Genomic DNA, 18,394 nt, shown 5'->3' on the forward strand with positions numbered 1-18,394 from the left:
GCCGCGCGCACATCGCAGTGGCTTCGAGCTGTCCGTCGATCTGGATGCTTCCGGTGGCGCGTTCAGTCTTGCTGGCGATGCGGTGCGACGCCGTCGTCCGGTCGCGCGTAGTACGCGAGGAACATGTCGGCAGCCGATTCCGCAACTTTCTGCTGCTCCTGCGCCGTCAACGGCGGCTGGCCCATCGTGATCTGCGGCCAGAACGCGAAGGCCTTCACGGCGCCATGCAGCTGATGCGCGGCGAACACCGGATCGGTGACCGACAGGCGGCCGGCCGCCGCTGCCGCACGCACCCAGACCGTGAGGTCTTCCTCCCGCTCGCTGAGACGCTCGACCATGTCGCGCGCCCGTTCCGGCGAATGGATGGCCGCGCCGATCGCGACACGCGCCAGCGCGAGGAAGGCCTCATCATTCATCAAGCGCAACTTGCGGTCGAGCAAGGCGAGCAGTTGCTCGCGCAGCGGTACGTCGGCGCGATAGGTCGGCGAACTGCCGCTCCGGGTCGCCTCCCACAGCTTGTTCAGGATCGCGGCGAACAGCGTCTCCTTGCCCGGGAAGTGGTTGTAGACGGTGCGCTTCGACACGTCCGCGCGCGCAGCGATGCGATCCATGCTCGTCGCATCGTAGCCGGCCGCGAGAAATTCCTCGATTGCCGCATCGACGATGGCCGCGCGCTTTCGGTCGGTCAGACGCTGAGGGGGAGTGCTGGTATCCATCGAGAAATTTTACACCGGGCAGTTTACTTATCCCAAAAATAAACTACACTGTTTAGTGTACTTTATTCTCCGGATGAACCGACATGGCATCGCCTCTCGTTTTGATTCACCGCATTCTGGGTTTCGCAGCCGCCCGACGTGGCCGGACGCTGTCCGGCAGTTCGCCGCAGCACGATGGCGAGCGCTTTGCCAATGTCGCGCCGCGGCCGGCCGAAGGACTGGGCAAGACGCTGGGAATCGCGTGGAACATGCTGGTCAACAAGCCGCGTCATACGGTGCCTGCCGGCACGTTGCCGCTCGATTCGCTGACCCGCGCGGAGCTCGAGGCGGCGCCCGATCGCAGCCTCTACCGGCTCGGCCATTCGACGCTGTTGCTGAAGCTGCGCGGTGAATTCTGGTTGACCGATCCGGTATTTGCCCAGCGCGCGTCGCCGTTTCGGCGTATCGGGCCCAAGCGCTTCCATGCGCCGCCGATTGCGCTGGAAGAGCTTCCGCCGCTGCGCGGCGTGATCCTGTCGCACGACCATTACGATCACCTCGATCGCGACACGGTGCTCGCGCTCGCCGCAACCACCGGCGTGTTCGTGACGACGCTGGGCGTCGGCGATCGGCTGATCGAATGGGGGATCGACGCGAACAAGGTCCGCCAGCTCGACTGGTGGCAAAGCGTGGACGTGGCCGGGGTGACGCTGACGGCGACGCCTGCCCAGCACTTCTCCGGACGCAGCCTGTTCGACGGCAACAGTACGCTGTGGGCGTCGTGGGTGATCGTCGACGACGACCTGCGCCTGTTCTTCAGCGGCGACACCGGCTATTTCGACGGCTTCCGGGAGATCGGCGAGCGCCTCGGGCCGTTCGACGTCACGCTGATCGAAACAGGCGCCTATGATACGCAATGGCCTTACGTGCACATGCAGCCGGAAGAAACCGTGCAGGCGCACATCGATTTGCGCGGGCGCTGGCTGATCCCGATCCACAACGGCACGTTCGACCTCGCGATGCATCGCTGGCAGGAGCCGTTCGAGCGCGTCACGGCGCTGGCGCTCGTGCGCGGCATCGAGCTGTCGACGCCGCGGATGGGCGAACGCCTCGATCTCGACACACCGCATCGCGGCGAACGCTGGTGGCGCACGGTCGACGAGCGCGCGACGGCACCGGCGGCGAAATCGCGACGCTGGCAGTTTTGCGCATATCAGGCAACGAAGTAGTCCGCCAGTCGCGGCACGCACATGCCTTCCGTGAAGACGGCCGTGCCGCGATTCCAGGCGGTGCATGCGTTGCCGGCCTCCCCTGCACGTCGACGGGATGCCTGTCGACCCGATTACCTGAGTGAGAAGTCATGCACCCGGCATCCGCCCGATACATATCCGGCCAACAAGACGACGACATCGCCATCGCGGCATTCGACCAGGCAACCCACCGTTCGACCGGCCGCAGCCGCGAGAACGAACTGCGACGGACCCTCGCGGAACGCGTCGCGAGGTGGACCGAAGGTGTCGATCACCTCGACACGGCCATTCCCAACTTGAGCTTTCACCGACGGGAAGCGCCGACGCAGCCGATGGAGTGCATGGTCGAGCCGAGCTTCGGCCTCGTCGTTCAAGGTGCAAAGCGGGTCATGCAGAGCGGGGATGCCTACATCTACGATGCCGATCGCTTTCTGATCACGTCTCTCGACCTGCCCGGTTCGACGCAGATCATCGAGGCCAGCCCCGACAAACCGTTTCTCGGGCTCGGTCTCAAGCTCGATTTTCGCGTCATGGCCGAACTGATGATGCAAGTCGCGCCGGATCACGACGATGCCCCAGCAGGCCGCGGACTCGTCGTCGGCGACATGACCGAACCGCTGTACGACGCGCTGAATCGGTTACTCGCGCTGCTGGACGACCCGCACGCCATTGCGGTTCTCGGCCCGTACATCGAGCGGGAAATCTACTACCGGCTGCTGACGAGCGACCAGGGCGGCCGCCTGCGACAGATTGCGTCCACCGGCAGCCAGTGCAACCGTGTGTCGCGCGCGATCCGGTGGCTGCGCGCTCACTATGACGAGTCGTTGCGTGTCGATGACCTTGCGGCGCAGGTTCAGATGAGCAGTTCGACGTTCCATCACCACTTCCGTCAGCTCACCGGCATGAGTCCGCTGCAATACCAGAAATGGATACGGCTCAACGAGGCACGTCGGCTGATGCTGGCCGAGCGGCTCGACGCTGCGTCGGCGGCGTTCAGGGTCGGGTATGCGAGCCCGACGCAGTTCAACCGGGAATATAGCCGGCTGTTTGGTAATTCTCCGCGACGGGATATCGATAGCCTGCGAGGCGGAGCGGACGTCGCGCTGTCGATCGTGGCGAGTTATTGATTGCGGTGCGGCGGCGGAGATGTGTCGGTTTCGACGGGATTCGAAGGGCTGAAATTGGCTTCGCACACGCGACGTCGACGGGCTTGGGTTGAAGCGTTGGACACCGATATGTTTCTAGCTCGGATGAATGCTCGGCGTCTCAGTCGCTGTTGAACGTCAAACCGCAGCCGACGCGTGTCGAGCGGCCGCATCCCAGCTCGGATCTCACATTCGGCTACAGACAAATCGCCCCGAACCGACGCTCTCTGAGCGGATTGTAGCCGCGCTCTCTTCTGAAGACTGCGTTGTACCGGTCGCGCTGCGATTACGGGCCCACGAATGCCCGGCGTCAACTTCTATCTACTCCGAATCCCACCATTCCATGAATCGCGCGACCGACGTGTGCGTTGTCACGTGACAACTGACGCTAAATATCGATGCGCCCCGTACTCGATTGGAGGCTTAAAGGAATTCAATGGTAGAGCACCGATCCCTCCCAGCTCATCGGCAGATCCGCGAAGAATCAGCCGGAATGTATCAAAAACAACAAATCACATATCAATCAAAACAAATCTGGCCGCAGCCGTATCAATCTTCAATGCCCGGTCGTTGAAAACTCATACGCCCCTATTTCCAGAGGGTACAGCATCCATTTTGCGTGAAACAGCATGAAGAATATGGCGCAAACCATTGCCCCACAAGGATTTCCGGCGAGTGCTTATTTTCGGGAAATGTTTCACGATCCGACCCGTTTGGGTTGTTACATGCCTCTGACGTATGGATTCAGCGCCAGTAGCAGTTCATACCTGCGGCTATCTCAGACATCAGCAGTCCGCCAGCGCAGGCACCGGCTGGCGGCCACGAAGCAACCTACCCTATCGGCCGGCACGCGTGGAAACGCAGGGTCGCGCCCCTATAAATGGGGACATATCATGACAACCCCATGCAGCCTTTGCGACAGAGCTCGGCAGCATCGCGTCAGCCCTTGAGGGTCCGCACGCCGGTAGGAATTTGGCCGCGCAACCGCTCGTGCCAAAGCCTTCGCAGCCCGAAGCCGTTTCTTTGCGACAGCATCGGGGCGCTCCTCGCCATAGAGTCGCCATCGCTTGAACTTCCCGGCATCGCGTCCTGTTGTCACGTGACAACTCACCGATGGACACACGAACAAACCACATCGGCGAAAACAATCAGCTCCGCGCGGTTTCCCCACAATATGCCTCCACGCCGCGAGCGTCGACCAGCAACAACTATTCTTAACTGACCACAAATCCCCTATCCGAGACAGCACCTTGGATTGTTTGTCACGTGACAACTCATTTTGCCAGGTAGGCGTCCGCGATTCAGCGCGCGTGCATCGGTAATTACAGTGAAGCGATCCCCCCGCGCTCCAGGTCGCAATCGAAAACTTTCGCGCGACGTAGCACTCGGAGGAATCGATGTCCGGCGACTTGTCACGTGACAACCGGCTCTTCCTCGTTACCGGGGTCTCAGCGCCCCGGATTTGTATCGAATTTCGTCTCAGACTGAAGCACGACGAGACATCAACTCTCTGAGAAAAGGTTTCGCGATCGTTGCCGAAGACGGCGAACTGGCTCGTGCTTGTCGTTCGATTTTACAAACATGAGCGACTGACTTGTTTTTCTTGGATCAATAAGTACGAGTAACGCCTTAGCCATTCGGCCCACTTGTCACGTAACAACCACAACGATCAACAAAATATCCTCTGCTTCGAACGCTTTTCTGGACATTCCGTTAATAACTGCATATATTACGAAAAACTCCGTGGAGGAATTTAATGGCTTTCAAGATCGCCGTCAGTAATCAAAAAGGTGGGACTGGAAAGACAACCATCTCCGTCAACATCGCGGCTGCCTTCGAAGCCGGCGGTAACAAGGTCGCGTTGATCGATGCCGACCCTCAAGGCACTTCCGTCCGTTGGGTCACGAGCGGCGAGAACACGCTGCCGATGACGGTCCTTTCGCTGGCTCCCGCGGGCCGCGGTATCGGCGGTGAGATCAAGAAGCAGGACGCGAACTTCGACGTGATCGTCGTCGACTGCCCCGGCAACCTGGAAGATCCGCGTATTGCATCCGTCCTCGAAGTGGCCGACTTCTGCCTGGTACCGCTTTCGCCTTCGCCGGCCGACTTGTACAGCACCGTCGCGATGATCCGCATGATCGAGTCGATGCGCGCCGTTCGAAATCCTCAACTTTCTTCCGCATTGATGCTGAATAGCGTCAATGGAAAAACTAAAATGCGTGAAGAAATTTTAAAAATTCTAAGGGCTGAAGAAATAGGGGAGCATCTGCTCGACAGCCAGATCGCGCAACGCGAGGTCTATCGTCAGACGTTCGCGCTCGGCACCACGATCCATCACCACAATCGATACCTGAAGGGCCTGAAGGAAGCCCGCGCGGAAATCGAAAGGCTGGTCACGGAAATGGCCCAATACATCGCGTCGACGCGCGCTACCGGAGCCGCCCATGGCTAAGGACACCTCGAAAGACAAGAAACCGACCGGCAACCTGCATCTCGCGGCCGGCCTGTTGCGCGGACTCGCGCAGGAAAATGCGGCGCTCGAAACGCGGCTGCCCGAGCCGACGGCCGCACCGGCTGCGGTCGTCGAAGCGACGCCCGCCAGTGCTCCCGCCGCCACCACGCCCGCCGGTACGGCCGATCTTGGCGCACCGCAGAAGGTGCTGGTCAAGGACTGTATCCCGAACCCGTTCAATCCGCGCGTGTTTTACTCGGAATCGAGCCTGCACGAGCTCGCACTGACGTTGAAACGGGAAGGGCAGATCGAGCCGATCAAGGTCACGCGACTCCCCGAGTTTCCCGGCAAGCTCGTCGTGATCGACGGGCAACGCCGGCTGCGTGCGACGAGCATCAACGGCGACGAGACGATCAATGCGACGTTCCGCACGGATCACACGCCCGAGCAGCTCTATACGATCGCGTATCGCGCGAACCACGACCACGAACGCCAGACGATCTTCGACGATGCGGTTGCGTGGAAACGTCTCCTCGACGAGAAGGTCTTTTCCGACCAGAACACGCTGGCGGAAAAAATCGGCAAGGACAAGGCCTCGATCAGCAAGACGCTGTCGCTCAACGCGCTGCCGAACACGCTGCTGGAGCGGATGGCCAGTGCGAACGACGTCGTCGGTCTGCAGGCGGCGTACTTCCTCAAACTGATCTATGAACGCCTGGGCGAGCCGACGGCCGACCGGCTGCTGACGGCCGTGATCGACCGGAAAAAATCCGTCCGCGATCTCGAGAATTTCCTGCGTGCGCAGAGCGACGGCACCAAGAAGGCCGGACGCACGCGCTACAGCGTTCGTCACGACTTCGCGCTCGAATCGCGCGCGATCGGCCAGTTGAAGACGTATCCGGACGGGCGTCTGGATCTGCAACTCAAGGGCGTCGACGCATCCCACCAGGAAGCGCTTGCCGACAAGCTCAAGACCGTCATCGACGCGTACGTGGCGGATCTGGCGACGGCCACGTCAAAGTAACGCGCCACCGACGAAAGGCCTCGTCTTCGCACTGCGCCGCCAACCCGGACCGCAACACGGTTCGGCGCACGGCGCGCACGACGGCGAGGCCGCGTTCAGTTGCCTGCGAGGCTGCTTTTCAGTAGGAATTCCAGCAGGTCGTCCGAGGTCGGCTCGCCCCAGGTATCGAGCGCCAGCCATCGGAAGAAGCTCGTCTGCGCCAGCTTGCTCGCCTTCTTCTTCGGCGACAGCGTCAGGTCCTTCGACCCCGCCACCGTCTCGTTGTAGCGCTCGATCAGCTTGGTCTGGTCGTCGATCTCCAACTCGCGGAAATACGCGCCGGCTTCCTCGACCTTCGCCGCCAGATACTTGTCGCGGATCTGCTCCTGCTTGCTCTGCGCGGATTCCTTCGCCGGTGCGGCCGTTTCGGTGCCCTGACCGTCGGCCAGCGTGTAGCCGTGCGTCAGCGCCTTGCGGAAATACGCGGCGACGTTGTCGACCGGCGTCGCATTCTTCTTCGTAGTCCGATTGAGCGTATAGGCAATCGCCGCCTTGATGCGCTGCACGCCGTATTGCGTGATCAACCGGCGCGCTTCCGAGCGCGGAATGCCGAACTTCGCGACTTCCTCGACCAGCGCTTCGTTCTTGACGTCGCCGTCCTCGACCGTATCGGTGCTCTGCTTGCGCGTCACCTTGAACTGCACGGCTTCCACGCTGCGGCCGGATTTGTGTTCGATCAGCTCGAGCGTGTGGTCCGATACTTCGTTCACCTCCTGGATGCACGGCACCAGCACCTTGCTCTTGAACAGCTTGTATTCCTTGTACGACTGCGACGCCTTGTCCTGGCCGAGGATGAGGTCACGGAATTTCGGCAACGGAATCTTCGCGGTGATGCCGATTCCTTCGTAGCGCACCGTGTTTTCCCACAGCGCGAGCGAATGCGATCGCCGGAACTCGCGAGCGATCCGCATATCGATCAGCGCGTAGATTTCGGGATTGAGCAGTTCGCTGCGAATCTGGTCGGAGAAGCTGTACTTCAGCACCGATTGTTCGAGCTCCGCGCCGGCGAGCAGGCCCGACGCCTTCCAGACCGTCGAACGGTCCGCGGCCAGGTAGTCCCAGTTGACGACGGTACTGATCAACGAGTTGACCGTGTCCTTCACGTACTTCGTGTTGTTGCTGTTCAACCCGCTCTCGTGCGACAGCGACGCGATCGAGATCGAGAAGCTCGTCCGGCCGGGTTCGAACGCCTCCTGCCGAAGCGCGTTCTTGATCAGCGAGCTGAACATCTTGCGCTGCTGCAGACCGATCTTTCCGGACTTCGGTGCGATATGAATCGCCTGGACCGCCTTGCGCAACAGGTCGGGAGGCTCGGGTGTCTGAAACAGCGAAACCTGTTTGTCTGAGCCTTTGCTTGCGGGCTTGCGCGGCATCGTGGTGTCCGGGTAAGGTTGCCTTATTGAGAGCGGACTTTATACCTTTTCGCGCGGCGGAGCAACGTCCGTGCTCCAGCATCACTTTCACTATCTGAGCTAACCATCAGATATGAAAGGAAAAATTCTAGTTCATCGATTTGCGCGAGGCCCCATATCCGTCTACCTTTTGCCAAAAAGGCCTCCCAAAAGCCGCTACCTTTCCTGGGCGACCACGCAAACCCGGCACAAGATTTGCCACCACGAAGGTACCCATCCATGGGGGCAAACGCGCGGAATCGGGATGGTCGGGAGGATTCGTGGTGCCTTGCAGCACAACCGCCGTTTTCTCCCATAACCTGCTACCTTCGTCGATTCCCATAGGAGGGTACCTGTCAGCACCGTCAAACGTATTGCGTGCCGTCCCGAGCGTAGAAATCGCTCCCATAAACGGCAACCATTCGCTTTCCCCATAAAAGGTAACCTGTCGATGACACCGGTCCTGTCTATGGGAAAGCGCTACGGGGTGCGCGAGGGAAAGGACAACGAATCGATTCAGTCCAGCTCCCATAACCGGCTACCTTCTTGATTCCCCATAACCGGCTACCCAAAGAAAATCACTGTGCACGCAACGAACTTCCGATCGAGAAAAGTCGCCCATAAAAGGCTACCTTCATGCGTTCCCATAGACGACTACCTAACGCAATTTCCGGCCGATTTCCCATAACCGGATACGTTCGCCCCATATCCACAACCCTGATTCCCCACAACGCGGTACCCCAAACCCCAAATCCACAGACCTGAAACCCCAAGCCCTTCCACCTGTGCTCCCATAAATGGGTACCGAACACCGCTCAAAGCCTTGCCAGATAAGGCTGTGAGCCGTCTAAAAGTAGTTAAAGAAGTAAACGTGGTTTACCAAAGATGTAAACACACGTGTGCTTGCACAGAAAGACGAACCCCATAAACCGCTACCAATGGGAGTCATCTGTGGGAGACGAAGCCCCGGATCTCTCGATTCAGGCCGACTCCGCCCTGTCTGCCCACACTGGTTTCTGATGGCTCCAAACCTGACAAGGCATCCCGAAGAGGTGAGTGCCCACTCACAAACACCGAAACGTAGAAACTTATGGGAGGAAATCCCCGGATTCGGCGTAGAGGTTCCCGTTTATGGGACGCAGAAACGTGGCTCGCGGCCCCTGCGATGCCTGTGATTGACCAGCGGAACGGATCCCGTCGGTTTCCTCCACAGCAGTTCGAAATCATCCCGGGCTGCCGGCGAGTGGTTTTTTGTACTCGCGCTGCCTCGTCTGTGGACAAGTTTTTGCCGATCGCCGGTGACGCTGCTCGCCAAATTTAGCCTGTGGACTGTGCAAGCAGGTATCCGCGCCGGGCTGTTTTCCATCCTCATGTCCCGTCCGTTTTTCTACCTTTGTAGCCACGATCGGGAGTCGTCATGCTGTGCCCGTCACCGACAACGAGAAATTCGTACAACGGCCCGAAAGCAACCTCATGCCGAAAGGCCACCGCACAGAGGGCCGGACCGCCGCGCCGATCTTGACGGCATTCAGGCATTCATCGACATCGCTGCGAGGCAACGTGAAGATGTCGCCGGATCCGACGCTCACCGCACCCGATTCTGCCGATGCTCCCGAACATCCTCACCTTTTCAAAAACGCTGGATCCCGTAAAAGCTCACCGATCAGGTGGAGCACAGGTATAAGCAAGCTGTGCAGGTAGCAGCTTCGTTCAGATAGGGAACCGTCGATGGGAGCAAACAACAACGGGTGGCGTCCATGTGTGATGCCTGGTGCGTCGGCAAGTATCGTCACGGGGACGAGCATGTGTTCACGGTGATGTGCGCATCCATCAGACGAGCGTTGCCCCTCATGCCGGGTTCATGCCGGGTTCATGCCGGGTTCAGCACATCCGTGAGACCGACCAGGCCGGCGTTTTCACCGCTCGCACGGCACTCACCTTTTTCGTCAGACCTGCCGGTCGTCCACGGGTAACCTTCGGCATCACAGTGTCGCGAAACCTGCCGAATCAATGACCGAACACCGCAACGGCGCAACGTAACCGTCTCGATCGCCGAAGAACCGAATCGTGGTCGTTTATGGGAGGAACCGTTGCTCGAGCTACATCGAACGACGACGTAACGCACGGACCGACTGTTGCTGCGGTGATCGTGCGAGCGCGACGATCATCGCGTCGCGCATGAGCGTATCGATATCACCACCCATGAAACAGCCATCGACGCCTCGCGTCGTGTCCGGTACGACTGCGCCCGTCATCGAACGCAGGAGCCACGTCGTCTCCCATACGTGTATCCCCAATGCCGTCGCACGATGGCGCCACATTTTTTGCGACACGGTTATGATGCACAGGTCCTGATCGCGACATGACGACCGGTCAGGGCAGGGGCGGTATCTCGATGGTTTTTCAAACCGTGATGGTCATCAAAAAAGAGAGTTCAGCGATGCGAATCCAGATCAGAAAACTCACGCTGGCTGCTACGGCAGCCGCTTTCCTGTTCGGCTCGGCCGTTCCGGCGTTCGCGCAGACCGACGCCGCCAGCGCACCGGCTGCGGCGGCTGCACAGGACGCAAAGGCCGCGAAGAGCGAAGCGCGCAAGGCGGCCCGGGCCAAACGCAAAGCCGAACGCAAGGCCGCGCGTGCGAAGAACACCGCCGAGCTGAAGAAACTCGAAGACGCCGGTTACAAGCCGGCGGCCAATGATCCGAACTATCCGCAGAACCTGCAGAACGCGGAGAAGAAGGCCGGCGCCGCAGCAAGCCAGTAAGCGAGGTCCGGCGGCAAGCCACGGTTCGATCCGCGGCTTGCCGTTTGCATTGCGATCAAGCGATGCGCACAGGCGAACACGTTCCGGACATTCACCTCATTTGATTCGGAATCCTTCATGGTTTGAAGGCGCGTGGCCGGCATGCCGAAGCGTCAATCCCGCCCGCCCGACGCAGTCGCGCTTCCCGTCACCTTCAACCAGTCCTTGAACGCACGTACGGCGTCGTCGTCCGCCCGCGCGGATGCCACATACGTGAAATAGCGCCACGGCGGCAGCGCCGGTTCGCTGAACGGCTGCACGAGCCGGCCTTCGGCGATGTCGTCGGCGACGAGCGCGATCGGCCCCATCGCGACGCCGAGCCCGTCGAGCGCGCCTTGCAGCGTCAGGTAGAAATGCTCGAGCGTGAGCGAGTGTCGCGGGACGAGATTCGGATGCCCGGCCGCCGCGAGCCATTCCGGCCACATGCCCGGATAGGTTGCCGCGTGCAGCAACGTGAAGCGGGCGAGATCGGCAGGCGTATCCAACGACCGGCCCTCCAGCAACTTCGGCGCACACACCGGCAGCCGGACTTCGGACAGGAATTCCTCCGCGACGTACCCGTCGATGGCCTGCGGGCCGCCGCGCACGATCAGGTCGACCTTGTCGCGCAGCTTTTCGATCGGCTCGTTCGACGTCGACAGCCGCACCTCGATGGCCGGATGCGCGACCTGGAACGACGACAGCTTCGGGACGAGCCAGCGCAGCGAGAACGTCGCGGGCGCGCTGACGCGCAACACGCGCTGCTGCGCGTGGCCGAAGTGCTGCGCGGTGGCGAGCGCGATCCGGTCGAACGAGGCGCCGACCTCGGCGAGGTACGCGCGCCCGGCCGCGGTCAGTTCCACGCGCCGGTTGTGGCGTTCGAACAGCGACCGCCCGAGCCACGCTTCCAGTTGCTGCACGTGCCGGCTGATCGCGCCGTGCGTCACGCACAGCTCGTCGGCGGCCAGCGTGAAGCTGCCGAGGCGCGCGGCGGCTTCGAACGCGCGCAGCGAATTCAACGGAGGGAGACGTCGGGCCATGGCATCGTTTCGTGTGAGATTTCATCACACGATGGTTCAGGTTTAATCGTTTGATCGGGTGATCCGGCTCCGTCAATATGGCATACAAACGGCCCATGCGGCCGAACGAGTGTCTGAATTTCTCACATGGAGTACGGAGCATGCCGAACGTGGTGGTCGTGGGCGCCCAATGGGGTGACGAAGGCAAGGGGCGCGTCGTGGACTGGCTGGCGGCACAGGCCGATCTCGTCGCACGCTACAACGGCGGGCACAACGCGGGCCACACGCTGGTCGTCGGCGGCAACACGTACAAGCTCGCACTGCTGCCGAGCGGCATCGTGCGCGGCAAGCGCGGCGTGATCGGCAACGGCGTGGCGCTCGACCCCGAAGCGCTGCTCGCGGAAATCGGGCGGATGGCCGAGCTCGGGTTGTCGGTGACGCCGGCCAACCTGTCGATCGCGGAGAACGCGACGCTGGTACTGCCGATTCACCGCGCGATCGACGAGGCGCAGGAGCGGTTGCGCCGCGAGCCCATCGGCACCACGCTGCGCGGCATCGGGCCGGCCTACGAGGACAAGGTCGGCCGTCGCGGGCTGCGTGTCGGCGATCTCGCGGAACCGGGCGGGCTCGCGGCCAAGCTCGACGTGCTCGTCGACCATCACAATGCATGGTTCCGCGGCCTGGGGCTCGACGCGTACGATCGCGACGCGATGCTGGCGACGCTGGTTGCGCTCGCACCGAAGATCCTGCCGTTCGTGCGTCCGGTCTGGGCCGACCTCAACGACGCGACCGATCGCGGCGAGCGCATTCTGTTCGAAGGCTCGCAGGCCGTGATGCTGGACATCGACTGGGGCACGTACCCGTTCGTGACGTCGTCTGGCACCGTGGCATCGGCCGCGGCGGCCGGCACCGGGCTCGGTGCGGCGAAGCTCGGCCACGTGCTGGGTGTCACGAAGGCGTATGCGACGCGGGTCGGCGGTGGCCCGTTCCTCACCGAATTGACCGACGCCACCGGTGAAACGCTGCGCGCGCGTGGACAGGAATTCGGCGTCAACACCGGCCGGCCGCGGCGCTGTGGATGGCTCGATGCCGCGCAACTGCGCCAGGCCGTCAGGATCTCGGGCATCGATTCGTTCGCGCTCACCAAGCTCGACGTGCTCGACGGCTTCGAGTCGATCGAGCTGTGCGTCGGATACGAATTCGACGGCGCGCGCGTCGACCATTTGCCCGCGAGCCTCGACGCGCAGTCGCGCGCGAAGCCGGTCTATGAACGATTCGACGGCTGGCAAGGCTCCGTGAAGGGCGTACGCGAGCGTGCGGCGCTGCCGCGCGCGGCGCGAGATTTCATCGCGCGCATCGAAACCGTGGCGGGCGCGCCGGTTTCGATGATCACGACCGGCGCGGAGCGCGACGACACGATCGTGTTGCGCAATCCGTTCGATGCGGCGGGCGCCGCGTAACGCGCGAGGCGCGAAGGGCGTCGATCGACGGGCCGGCGGCATGCCGGTCCGCGGGTAGTTTTTGCCGGCCGATGCTGTCGGCCTGTCGGTACGTTCGATACGTATGTGCGCCCGGCCCGGATCCCGCGCGGCGGGCTGCTCGGCAGCACGATTCGGCATCCGGATCACGCCGCGTACGGCGAACTGGACACGTCTGCAACGCTGCTGTACTGTTCCGCACAATTCGCGCCAGACCGGCGTGTGCCGGCGCCGCCGGCACCCTGTCGGCACGGCGGTGCGACGTGACAATCCCGGGGACAGGTCGATGGATACGTTACAGATGATGCGCATTTTCGTCCGGGTCGCGGAGGAGGGCAGCTTCACGAGCGCGGCCCAACGTCTGGACATCACGACGGCCTACGCATCGCGCTCGGTCGCGCAACTCGAAACGCATCTACGCACGCGCCTGCTCAACCGCAGCACGCGCCGCATCGCGCTGACCGACGCCGGGCAGCGCTATCTCGACCGCTGCCAGCGCATCCTCGGCTATATCGACGAAGCGGAAGCCGAGGCGGCCGATGCACAGGCAAAGCCGTCCGGGCGGCTGCACGTGCACGCGACGACGAGTTTCGGCCAGTCCTACGTGGTGCCCGCGGTCGTGCGCTACCGCGAACGCTATCCGTCGGTCGCGGTCGAGCTGACGCTGTCGCAGCACGTGCCCGACATCATCGACGAAGGCTACGACGTATCGCTCCAATTGAGCACGACGGAGCTGCCCGATTCCGGGCTGGTATCGCAGCGGCTCGGCGACGTGGGCAGCGTGCTGTGCGCGTCGCCTGCGTATCTGAAGGCGCGCGGCACGCCGCGCACGGTGAGCGACCTCGCCGGGCACGCGTGCCTGCAGATCGTCACGCCGCTCTTTCCGCGCGACCGCTGGCATCTCGACGGTCCGAACGGTCGAGAAACGTTCGAGCTGCCGCTGCCGGATTTCCAGGTCAACATCGCCGATGCGCTCGGCGCCGCGCTGCGCGCGGGGCTCGGGATCGGCTCGCTGCCGATGTCGGCTGCGCTGCCCGCGCTCGCGAGCGGTGCGCTGGTGCGCGTGCTGCCCGATTACCGGTTGCAGAAGCTGACGGTCTATACGTTGTATGCGTCGCGTCAGTATCTCGATGCGAAGATCCGCACGTTCGTCGATTTCCTGCGGGAATGCGTGCCGGAGATGCTGGCCGCCGACGAGGCCGCGTTGAACGCCTGTTGCGCCGCCCGTCATTCCTGAGCTGGTTCACGCATGGTCGGTACGTGAGTACCGCGCACCGTCTCTCTGTTCGATGAAAATAATCGGTAGTCCTGTATTAAAGGCGGGCGGCGAACGCACGTGCGCGGACCGTTCCTGACAACGATGCCCGTGCCATCGGCATTGCCCTTATGAAAACGCTTGCTTTCGATATCGAACATCGTTGGTTCGGCGCGCAGCGGCCCCCTTTTAGAATCGGTGCGACCTGCTTCATCGCATGCGCGCGCTCCGGCCGCGCCTCCTTCATCGAACCCGAAACGACATGGCAGATCGACACTCCAGTATCCGCCGCCGGCTGCTTCATGCCGGCCTGGCACTCGCGGCAGGTGCCGCCGCCCACCCTGGTCTTGCGCTGGCCGGCGCGGCCGGCACGCGTACGTTGCGCATCGGTTATCAGAAAGGGCCGCTCAGCCTGCTGAAGGCACGCGGCACGCTGCAAGGCAAGCTCGCGACACTCGGCGTGAACGTCACGTGGACCGAGTTCCCGTCGGGGCCACCGCAACTCGAGGCGCTGAACGCGGGATCGATCGATTTCGGCGATGTCGGCGAAGCGCCGCCGATCTTCGCGCTCGCGGCCGGTGCGCCGCTTGTCTACTACGCGCAGACGCCAGCCGGTCCGACAACCGAAGCGGTGGTCGTCGCGAAGGACTCGCCGGTCAAGACCTTTGCCGACCTGCGCGGCAAGCGCATCGCGCTGGTGAAGGGATCGAATACGCACTTCCTGCTGGTCCGGCTGCTGCAGGCCGCGAAGCTCGGCTATGCCGACGTCACGCCGGTGTGGCTGTCGCCGTCCGATGCGCGGGCGGCATTCGAGAACCGCTCGGTCGATGCGTGGATCATCTGGGATCCGTTTCTCGCGGTGGTCCAGCAGGCATTCGGCGCGCGCATCGTCGCGGATGGCACGGGGCTCGTCGAGAACCGCAGCTACTACTTCGCGTCGCGCACGTACGCGCAGCGCAATGCCGACGTGCTCGACGCGGTCGTGTCGGAACTGACGACGGTCCAGCGCTGGCTCGATGCGAACCGCGCGCAGGGCGCGGCCGAATTCTCGAAGCTCTGGGGGATTCCGGAGCCGGCCGTGGCGCTCGCGTTTCGCCGCGCACGCTTCGGTGTCGAGCCCGTCACCCGCGACACGCTCGCGTACCAGCAGCGCATCGCGGATGTGTTCTACCAGGCCGGCATCCTGCCGAAACGCGTCGACGTCAGCGTGGCAGCGCCGCCGTCGCTCGCGTGAGGGTCTAACCGCCCCTGCGATCGGGTGGGTGACGAGTCGCTTTGTCGCCCCCGATATTCCTTCATGGTGCAACGCGCGACAGCGGCACCGCTTCCCCGCGCAGCCTCGCGACGTCGCGGCCCGGCGCGTCGCCGAACAGCCGTGCGTATTCGCGGCTGAACTGCGACGCGCTCACATAGCCGACGCTGCGACACGCCTGCCGCGCATCCATCGCCGACAGGCACATCAGATGGCGCGCCTCCTGCAGTCGCAGCACCTTCTGGCATTGCAACGGGCTCATCGACGTGACCGCCCGGAAGTGATGGTGGAACGTCGACGGGCTCATCTCCACCTGCCGCGCGAGCGAGTCGACCACCATCGGATCGAGGTAGTGATCGCGAATCCATGCGACGGCGCGCGAGATGCGCTGGGTCGTCGAACCGGCGTCGCCGATCTGCGCGACGCGCGCGCCCGACGGGCCGCGCAGCAGCCGGATGAGGATTTCGTCGACGATCAGCGGCGCGATCAGGTCGAGGTCGTCCGGTTGCGCCATCAGTTGCATCAGTCGCGCGATGGCGTCGACGATTTCCGGCGTCGCGTCGTGCGTGTCGAGTGCGCGGCAGTCGACGGCTTTCGGCAGTCCGCGCGGGAAGACGACCGGCGTGAGCGCCGCGATGCGCGCAGGATCGAGTTCGAGTTGCGCGTACAGGAACGGCTCGGCCGGGCGCGCACGCGTCACGCGGCCGGTCACCGGCAGGTCGGCCGTTGCGACCAGCATCCGCGATTCGTCGATCGTGTAGGTATCGTCGCCGACCCGCATCGACTTCGCGCCTTGCCCGACGATGCTCAGGCACGCGTGGTGCACGCCGTGGTTCCATTGCGGCGGCGGCACGGAAGCGCGCGCGATGCGCATGCCGCGCAGCGGAAGGTCGAACATGCCGTCGTGCGGTGCATAGGCGGCGATCAGCGTCGCCAGCCGGGCCGCGGCGGGTGCGCCGGCTCGCGATCGTGCGTCGTGATCCGGCGGGGTGCGCGGGTGCGGTGGCGTTCGAGCGTCGATTTCCATGTTGCGTGAGCGGTTGGCGGAGTGAGCGATGTCATGCGCGCGGCGGCGATTCCCTGTCGAGCTGCACGCACGGCGGTCACATCGTACGGCCAGTTGCGTGCGCCGGATTGCCTAAACCTGTCCGAAATTAGCCCGATCATCCGGACCTGCATGGCGGCGGACGCATCGCCCGTCGTGGCATCGTGTGCAGCGCACAAATTCGGAAATTAAGGCAAAACAATCGCAGGATCGGGCAAGCCATTTTCCGGCGGTTTCCCTACCATTGCACCTGCTGAAGGAAATGCGGTTTCAGCGTGCCCGGATGATGCGGGCAACACCGTCCGCGTGATGCGCGGCCGCCGCCGGCCTTGCCGCGCGCGTCGCCGCCGCGCATCGCGGGAAAAGACTCAGGACTGCTACTGAACGATCGTGCATCGGGCTTGCCGAGGCTGGTTTGCGCCCGTCGCGAGCGTGCCGACCGACCCGGCGGAGCCGGCGTCGGCGCCGCCGCATTGGCCGGGCCGATGCGGGCGGGTGGCGGTGCGGCGTCGGGGTGCAGGCAGACGGGCAGTCGTTCGCGCAGGGGAATCCGGACAAATGGACCAACTTCAATCGATTCGGGCATTCGTGACGGTGGCAAGGGAAGGCGGATTTCGCCGGGCCGCGACGCGGCTGCGCGTGTCGACGGCGATGGCGAGCCGGCTGGTCGATGCGCTCGAGACGCGCCTCGGTGCGCGCCTGCTTCAACGCAGCACGAGCCACCAGTCGCTGACGGAGATCGGCGAGCTGTATCTTGCGCGCGTCGAGCGGATTCTCGGTGCGATCGACGAGATCGACGGTCGTTTCGTCGCGATGGGCAGCAAGCCGGAAGGCGTATTGCGCGTGGCCGCGCCGGTCGCGTTCGGGCTCAGCCAGTTGAGCGCGCTGCTCGATCGCTTCGTGCACCGGTTTCCGGACGTGCGGCCGACGGTGACGCTGACCGATGCCCACGTCGACCTGACTGCCGAGGACATCGACGTCGCGTTTCTGACGGATGGCATGCCGGTGTCCGGCGCGCACGCGTTGCATACGCTGGCTGCATACGAAACCGTGCGCGTCGCGGCGCCGGGCTACGTCGCCGCGCACGGCGGCGCCGCTGCGTCGGGCGACTGGCCGGAACTCGCGGCCGTGCGGCTGGAGTTGCCCGCGGCCGACGACGACCCGGCGGCCGCGATTCGATCCGGTGCGGCGTCCGGCAATACGGGCGTCGGCCATCTCGAGATGGCGCGGCGGCTGGCCGTCGCCGGCATGGGCGCGGCGGTGCTGCCCGCGTATCTCGTCGATGCGGATCTGGCGGCCGGCACGCTCGTGCGCGTGGCCCCGGTCCGCCCGCTCGCGCCCGTCACGCTGAAGCTCGCGCATGCGCGTGCCGCGCGTTTGCCGGCCGCCGCGCGCGCGTTCATCGAATTCGCAGGCGCCGCATTCCGGCCCACGCGCTAACGGGCCGGCTGATCCCACGGCAACGCGAGCCCGCCGGGGCCGCGGGCTCGCCGTTCTTTTTCGGAAGCAGTTCGGCGCACGAACGCTCCGCAGGGTGCAACGCACACCCGCAACACGCGTCCGCATC

Annotated in this window: 14 protein-coding genes; 9 read left to right on the forward strand and 5 right to left on the reverse strand. The window is 63.5% G+C overall.

Annotated features, from left to right (window positions below; all coding sequences use genetic code 11):
- Positions 1-62: 62 nt before the first annotated feature.
- Complete coding sequence (locus tag DFS13_RS19635) at positions 63-716, reverse strand: TetR/AcrR family transcriptional regulator (RefSeq protein ID WP_111442019.1); 654 nt, start codon at positions 714-716, stop codon at positions 63-65.
- 83 nt (positions 717-799) lie between these two features.
- Here DFS13_RS19635 and DFS13_RS19640 point away from each other — a divergent pair, with 83 nt between their 5' ends.
- From DFS13_RS19640 to DFS13_RS19655, 4 genes are all read left to right on the forward strand, one after another.
- Entirely contained in the window at positions 800-1,924 is a 1,125-nt protein-coding gene (locus DFS13_RS19640; protein WP_111442020.1) for an MBL fold metallo-hydrolase, read from the forward strand.
- 131 nt (positions 1,925-2,055) lie between these two features.
- Positions 2,056-3,072 carry an AraC family transcriptional regulator gene (locus DFS13_RS19645; RefSeq protein WP_058903786.1) on the forward strand — a complete coding sequence of 339 codons (1,017 nt, stop codon included), beginning with the start codon at positions 2,056-2,058 and terminating at the stop codon, positions 3,070-3,072.
- Positions 3,073-4,846: 1,774 nt separating this feature from the next.
- Entirely contained in the window at positions 4,847-5,542 is a 696-nt protein-coding gene (locus DFS13_RS19650) for a ParA family protein (RefSeq protein WP_006489070.1), read from the forward strand.
- Positions 5,535-6,566, forward strand: a complete 1,032-nt coding sequence (locus DFS13_RS19655) for a ParB/RepB/Spo0J family partition protein (protein ID WP_060213374.1) — start codon at positions 5,535-5,537, stop codon at positions 6,564-6,566. Before DFS13_RS19650 ends, DFS13_RS19655 begins: the two co-directional genes overlap by 8 nt.
- A gap of 95 nt (positions 6,567-6,661) precedes the next feature.
- On the opposite strand, the gene DFS13_RS19660 is transcribed toward DFS13_RS19655, so the two are convergent.
- On the reverse strand, positions 6,662-7,978 hold the full coding sequence (locus tag DFS13_RS19660; RefSeq protein WP_006489076.1) for a replication initiation protein: 1,317 nt from the start codon (positions 7,976-7,978) through the stop codon (positions 6,662-6,664).
- 2,413 nt (positions 7,979-10,391) lie between these two features.
- On the opposite strand from DFS13_RS19660, the gene DFS13_RS19670 reads away from it, so the two are divergent.
- Positions 10,392-10,760 (forward strand): hypothetical protein, encoded by a 369-nt coding sequence (locus DFS13_RS19670; protein WP_006489073.1) that lies wholly within the window; start codon positions 10,392-10,394, stop codon positions 10,758-10,760.
- A gap of 152 nt (positions 10,761-10,912) precedes the next feature.
- Here the strand turns inward: DFS13_RS19670 and gcvA are convergent, their stop codons facing one another.
- Complete coding sequence (gene gcvA, locus DFS13_RS19675; protein ID WP_059721498.1) at positions 10,913-11,818, reverse strand: transcriptional regulator GcvA; 906 nt, start codon at positions 11,816-11,818, stop codon at positions 10,913-10,915.
- A gap of 140 nt (positions 11,819-11,958) precedes the next feature.
- Between gcvA and DFS13_RS19680 the strand changes: the two genes are divergently transcribed.
- The gene (locus DFS13_RS19680) at positions 11,959-13,257 is read left to right on the forward strand and encodes an adenylosuccinate synthase (RefSeq protein WP_111442021.1); all 1,299 of its coding nucleotides are present in this window, start codon (positions 11,959-11,961) and stop codon (positions 13,255-13,257) included.
- Positions 13,258-13,561: 304 nt separating this feature from the next.
- Complete coding sequence (locus DFS13_RS19690; RefSeq protein ID WP_012493826.1) at positions 13,562-14,512, forward strand: LysR family transcriptional regulator; 951 nt, start codon at positions 13,562-13,564, stop codon at positions 14,510-14,512.
- Here DFS13_RS19690 and DFS13_RS40345 read toward each other — a convergent pair.
- The gene (locus DFS13_RS40345; protein WP_153260040.1) at positions 14,503-14,691 is read right to left on the reverse strand and encodes a hypothetical protein; all 189 of its coding nucleotides are present in this window, start codon (positions 14,689-14,691) and stop codon (positions 14,503-14,505) included. The two genes, DFS13_RS19690 and DFS13_RS40345, sit on opposite strands and share 10 nt — an antisense overlap.
- Positions 14,692-14,792: 101 nt before the next feature.
- Here DFS13_RS40345 and DFS13_RS19700 point away from each other — a divergent pair, with 101 nt between their 5' ends.
- Positions 14,793-15,764 carry a sulfonate ABC transporter substrate-binding protein gene (locus DFS13_RS19700; protein WP_006489094.1) on the forward strand — a complete coding sequence of 324 codons (972 nt, stop codon included), beginning with the start codon at positions 14,793-14,795 and terminating at the stop codon, positions 15,762-15,764.
- 61 nt (positions 15,765-15,825) lie between these two features.
- Here DFS13_RS19700 and DFS13_RS19705 read toward each other — a convergent pair whose 3' ends face one another.
- Complete coding sequence (locus DFS13_RS19705; protein ID WP_034203795.1) at positions 15,826-16,809, reverse strand: AraC family transcriptional regulator; 984 nt, start codon at positions 16,807-16,809, stop codon at positions 15,826-15,828.
- Between the two features lie 576 nt (positions 16,810-17,385).
- Between DFS13_RS19705 and DFS13_RS19715 the strand changes: the two genes are divergently transcribed.
- Positions 17,386-18,267 (forward strand): LysR family transcriptional regulator, encoded by an 882-nt coding sequence (locus DFS13_RS19715; RefSeq protein WP_006497831.1) that lies wholly within the window; start codon positions 17,386-17,388, stop codon positions 18,265-18,267.
- Positions 18,268-18,394 lie beyond the last annotated feature (127 nt).

Origin of the sequence: Burkholderia sp. 28_3 (assembly GCF_003253915.1) — a bacterium.
Classification (GTDB): Bacteria; Pseudomonadota; Gammaproteobacteria; order Burkholderiales; family Burkholderiaceae; genus Burkholderia; species Burkholderia cenocepacia.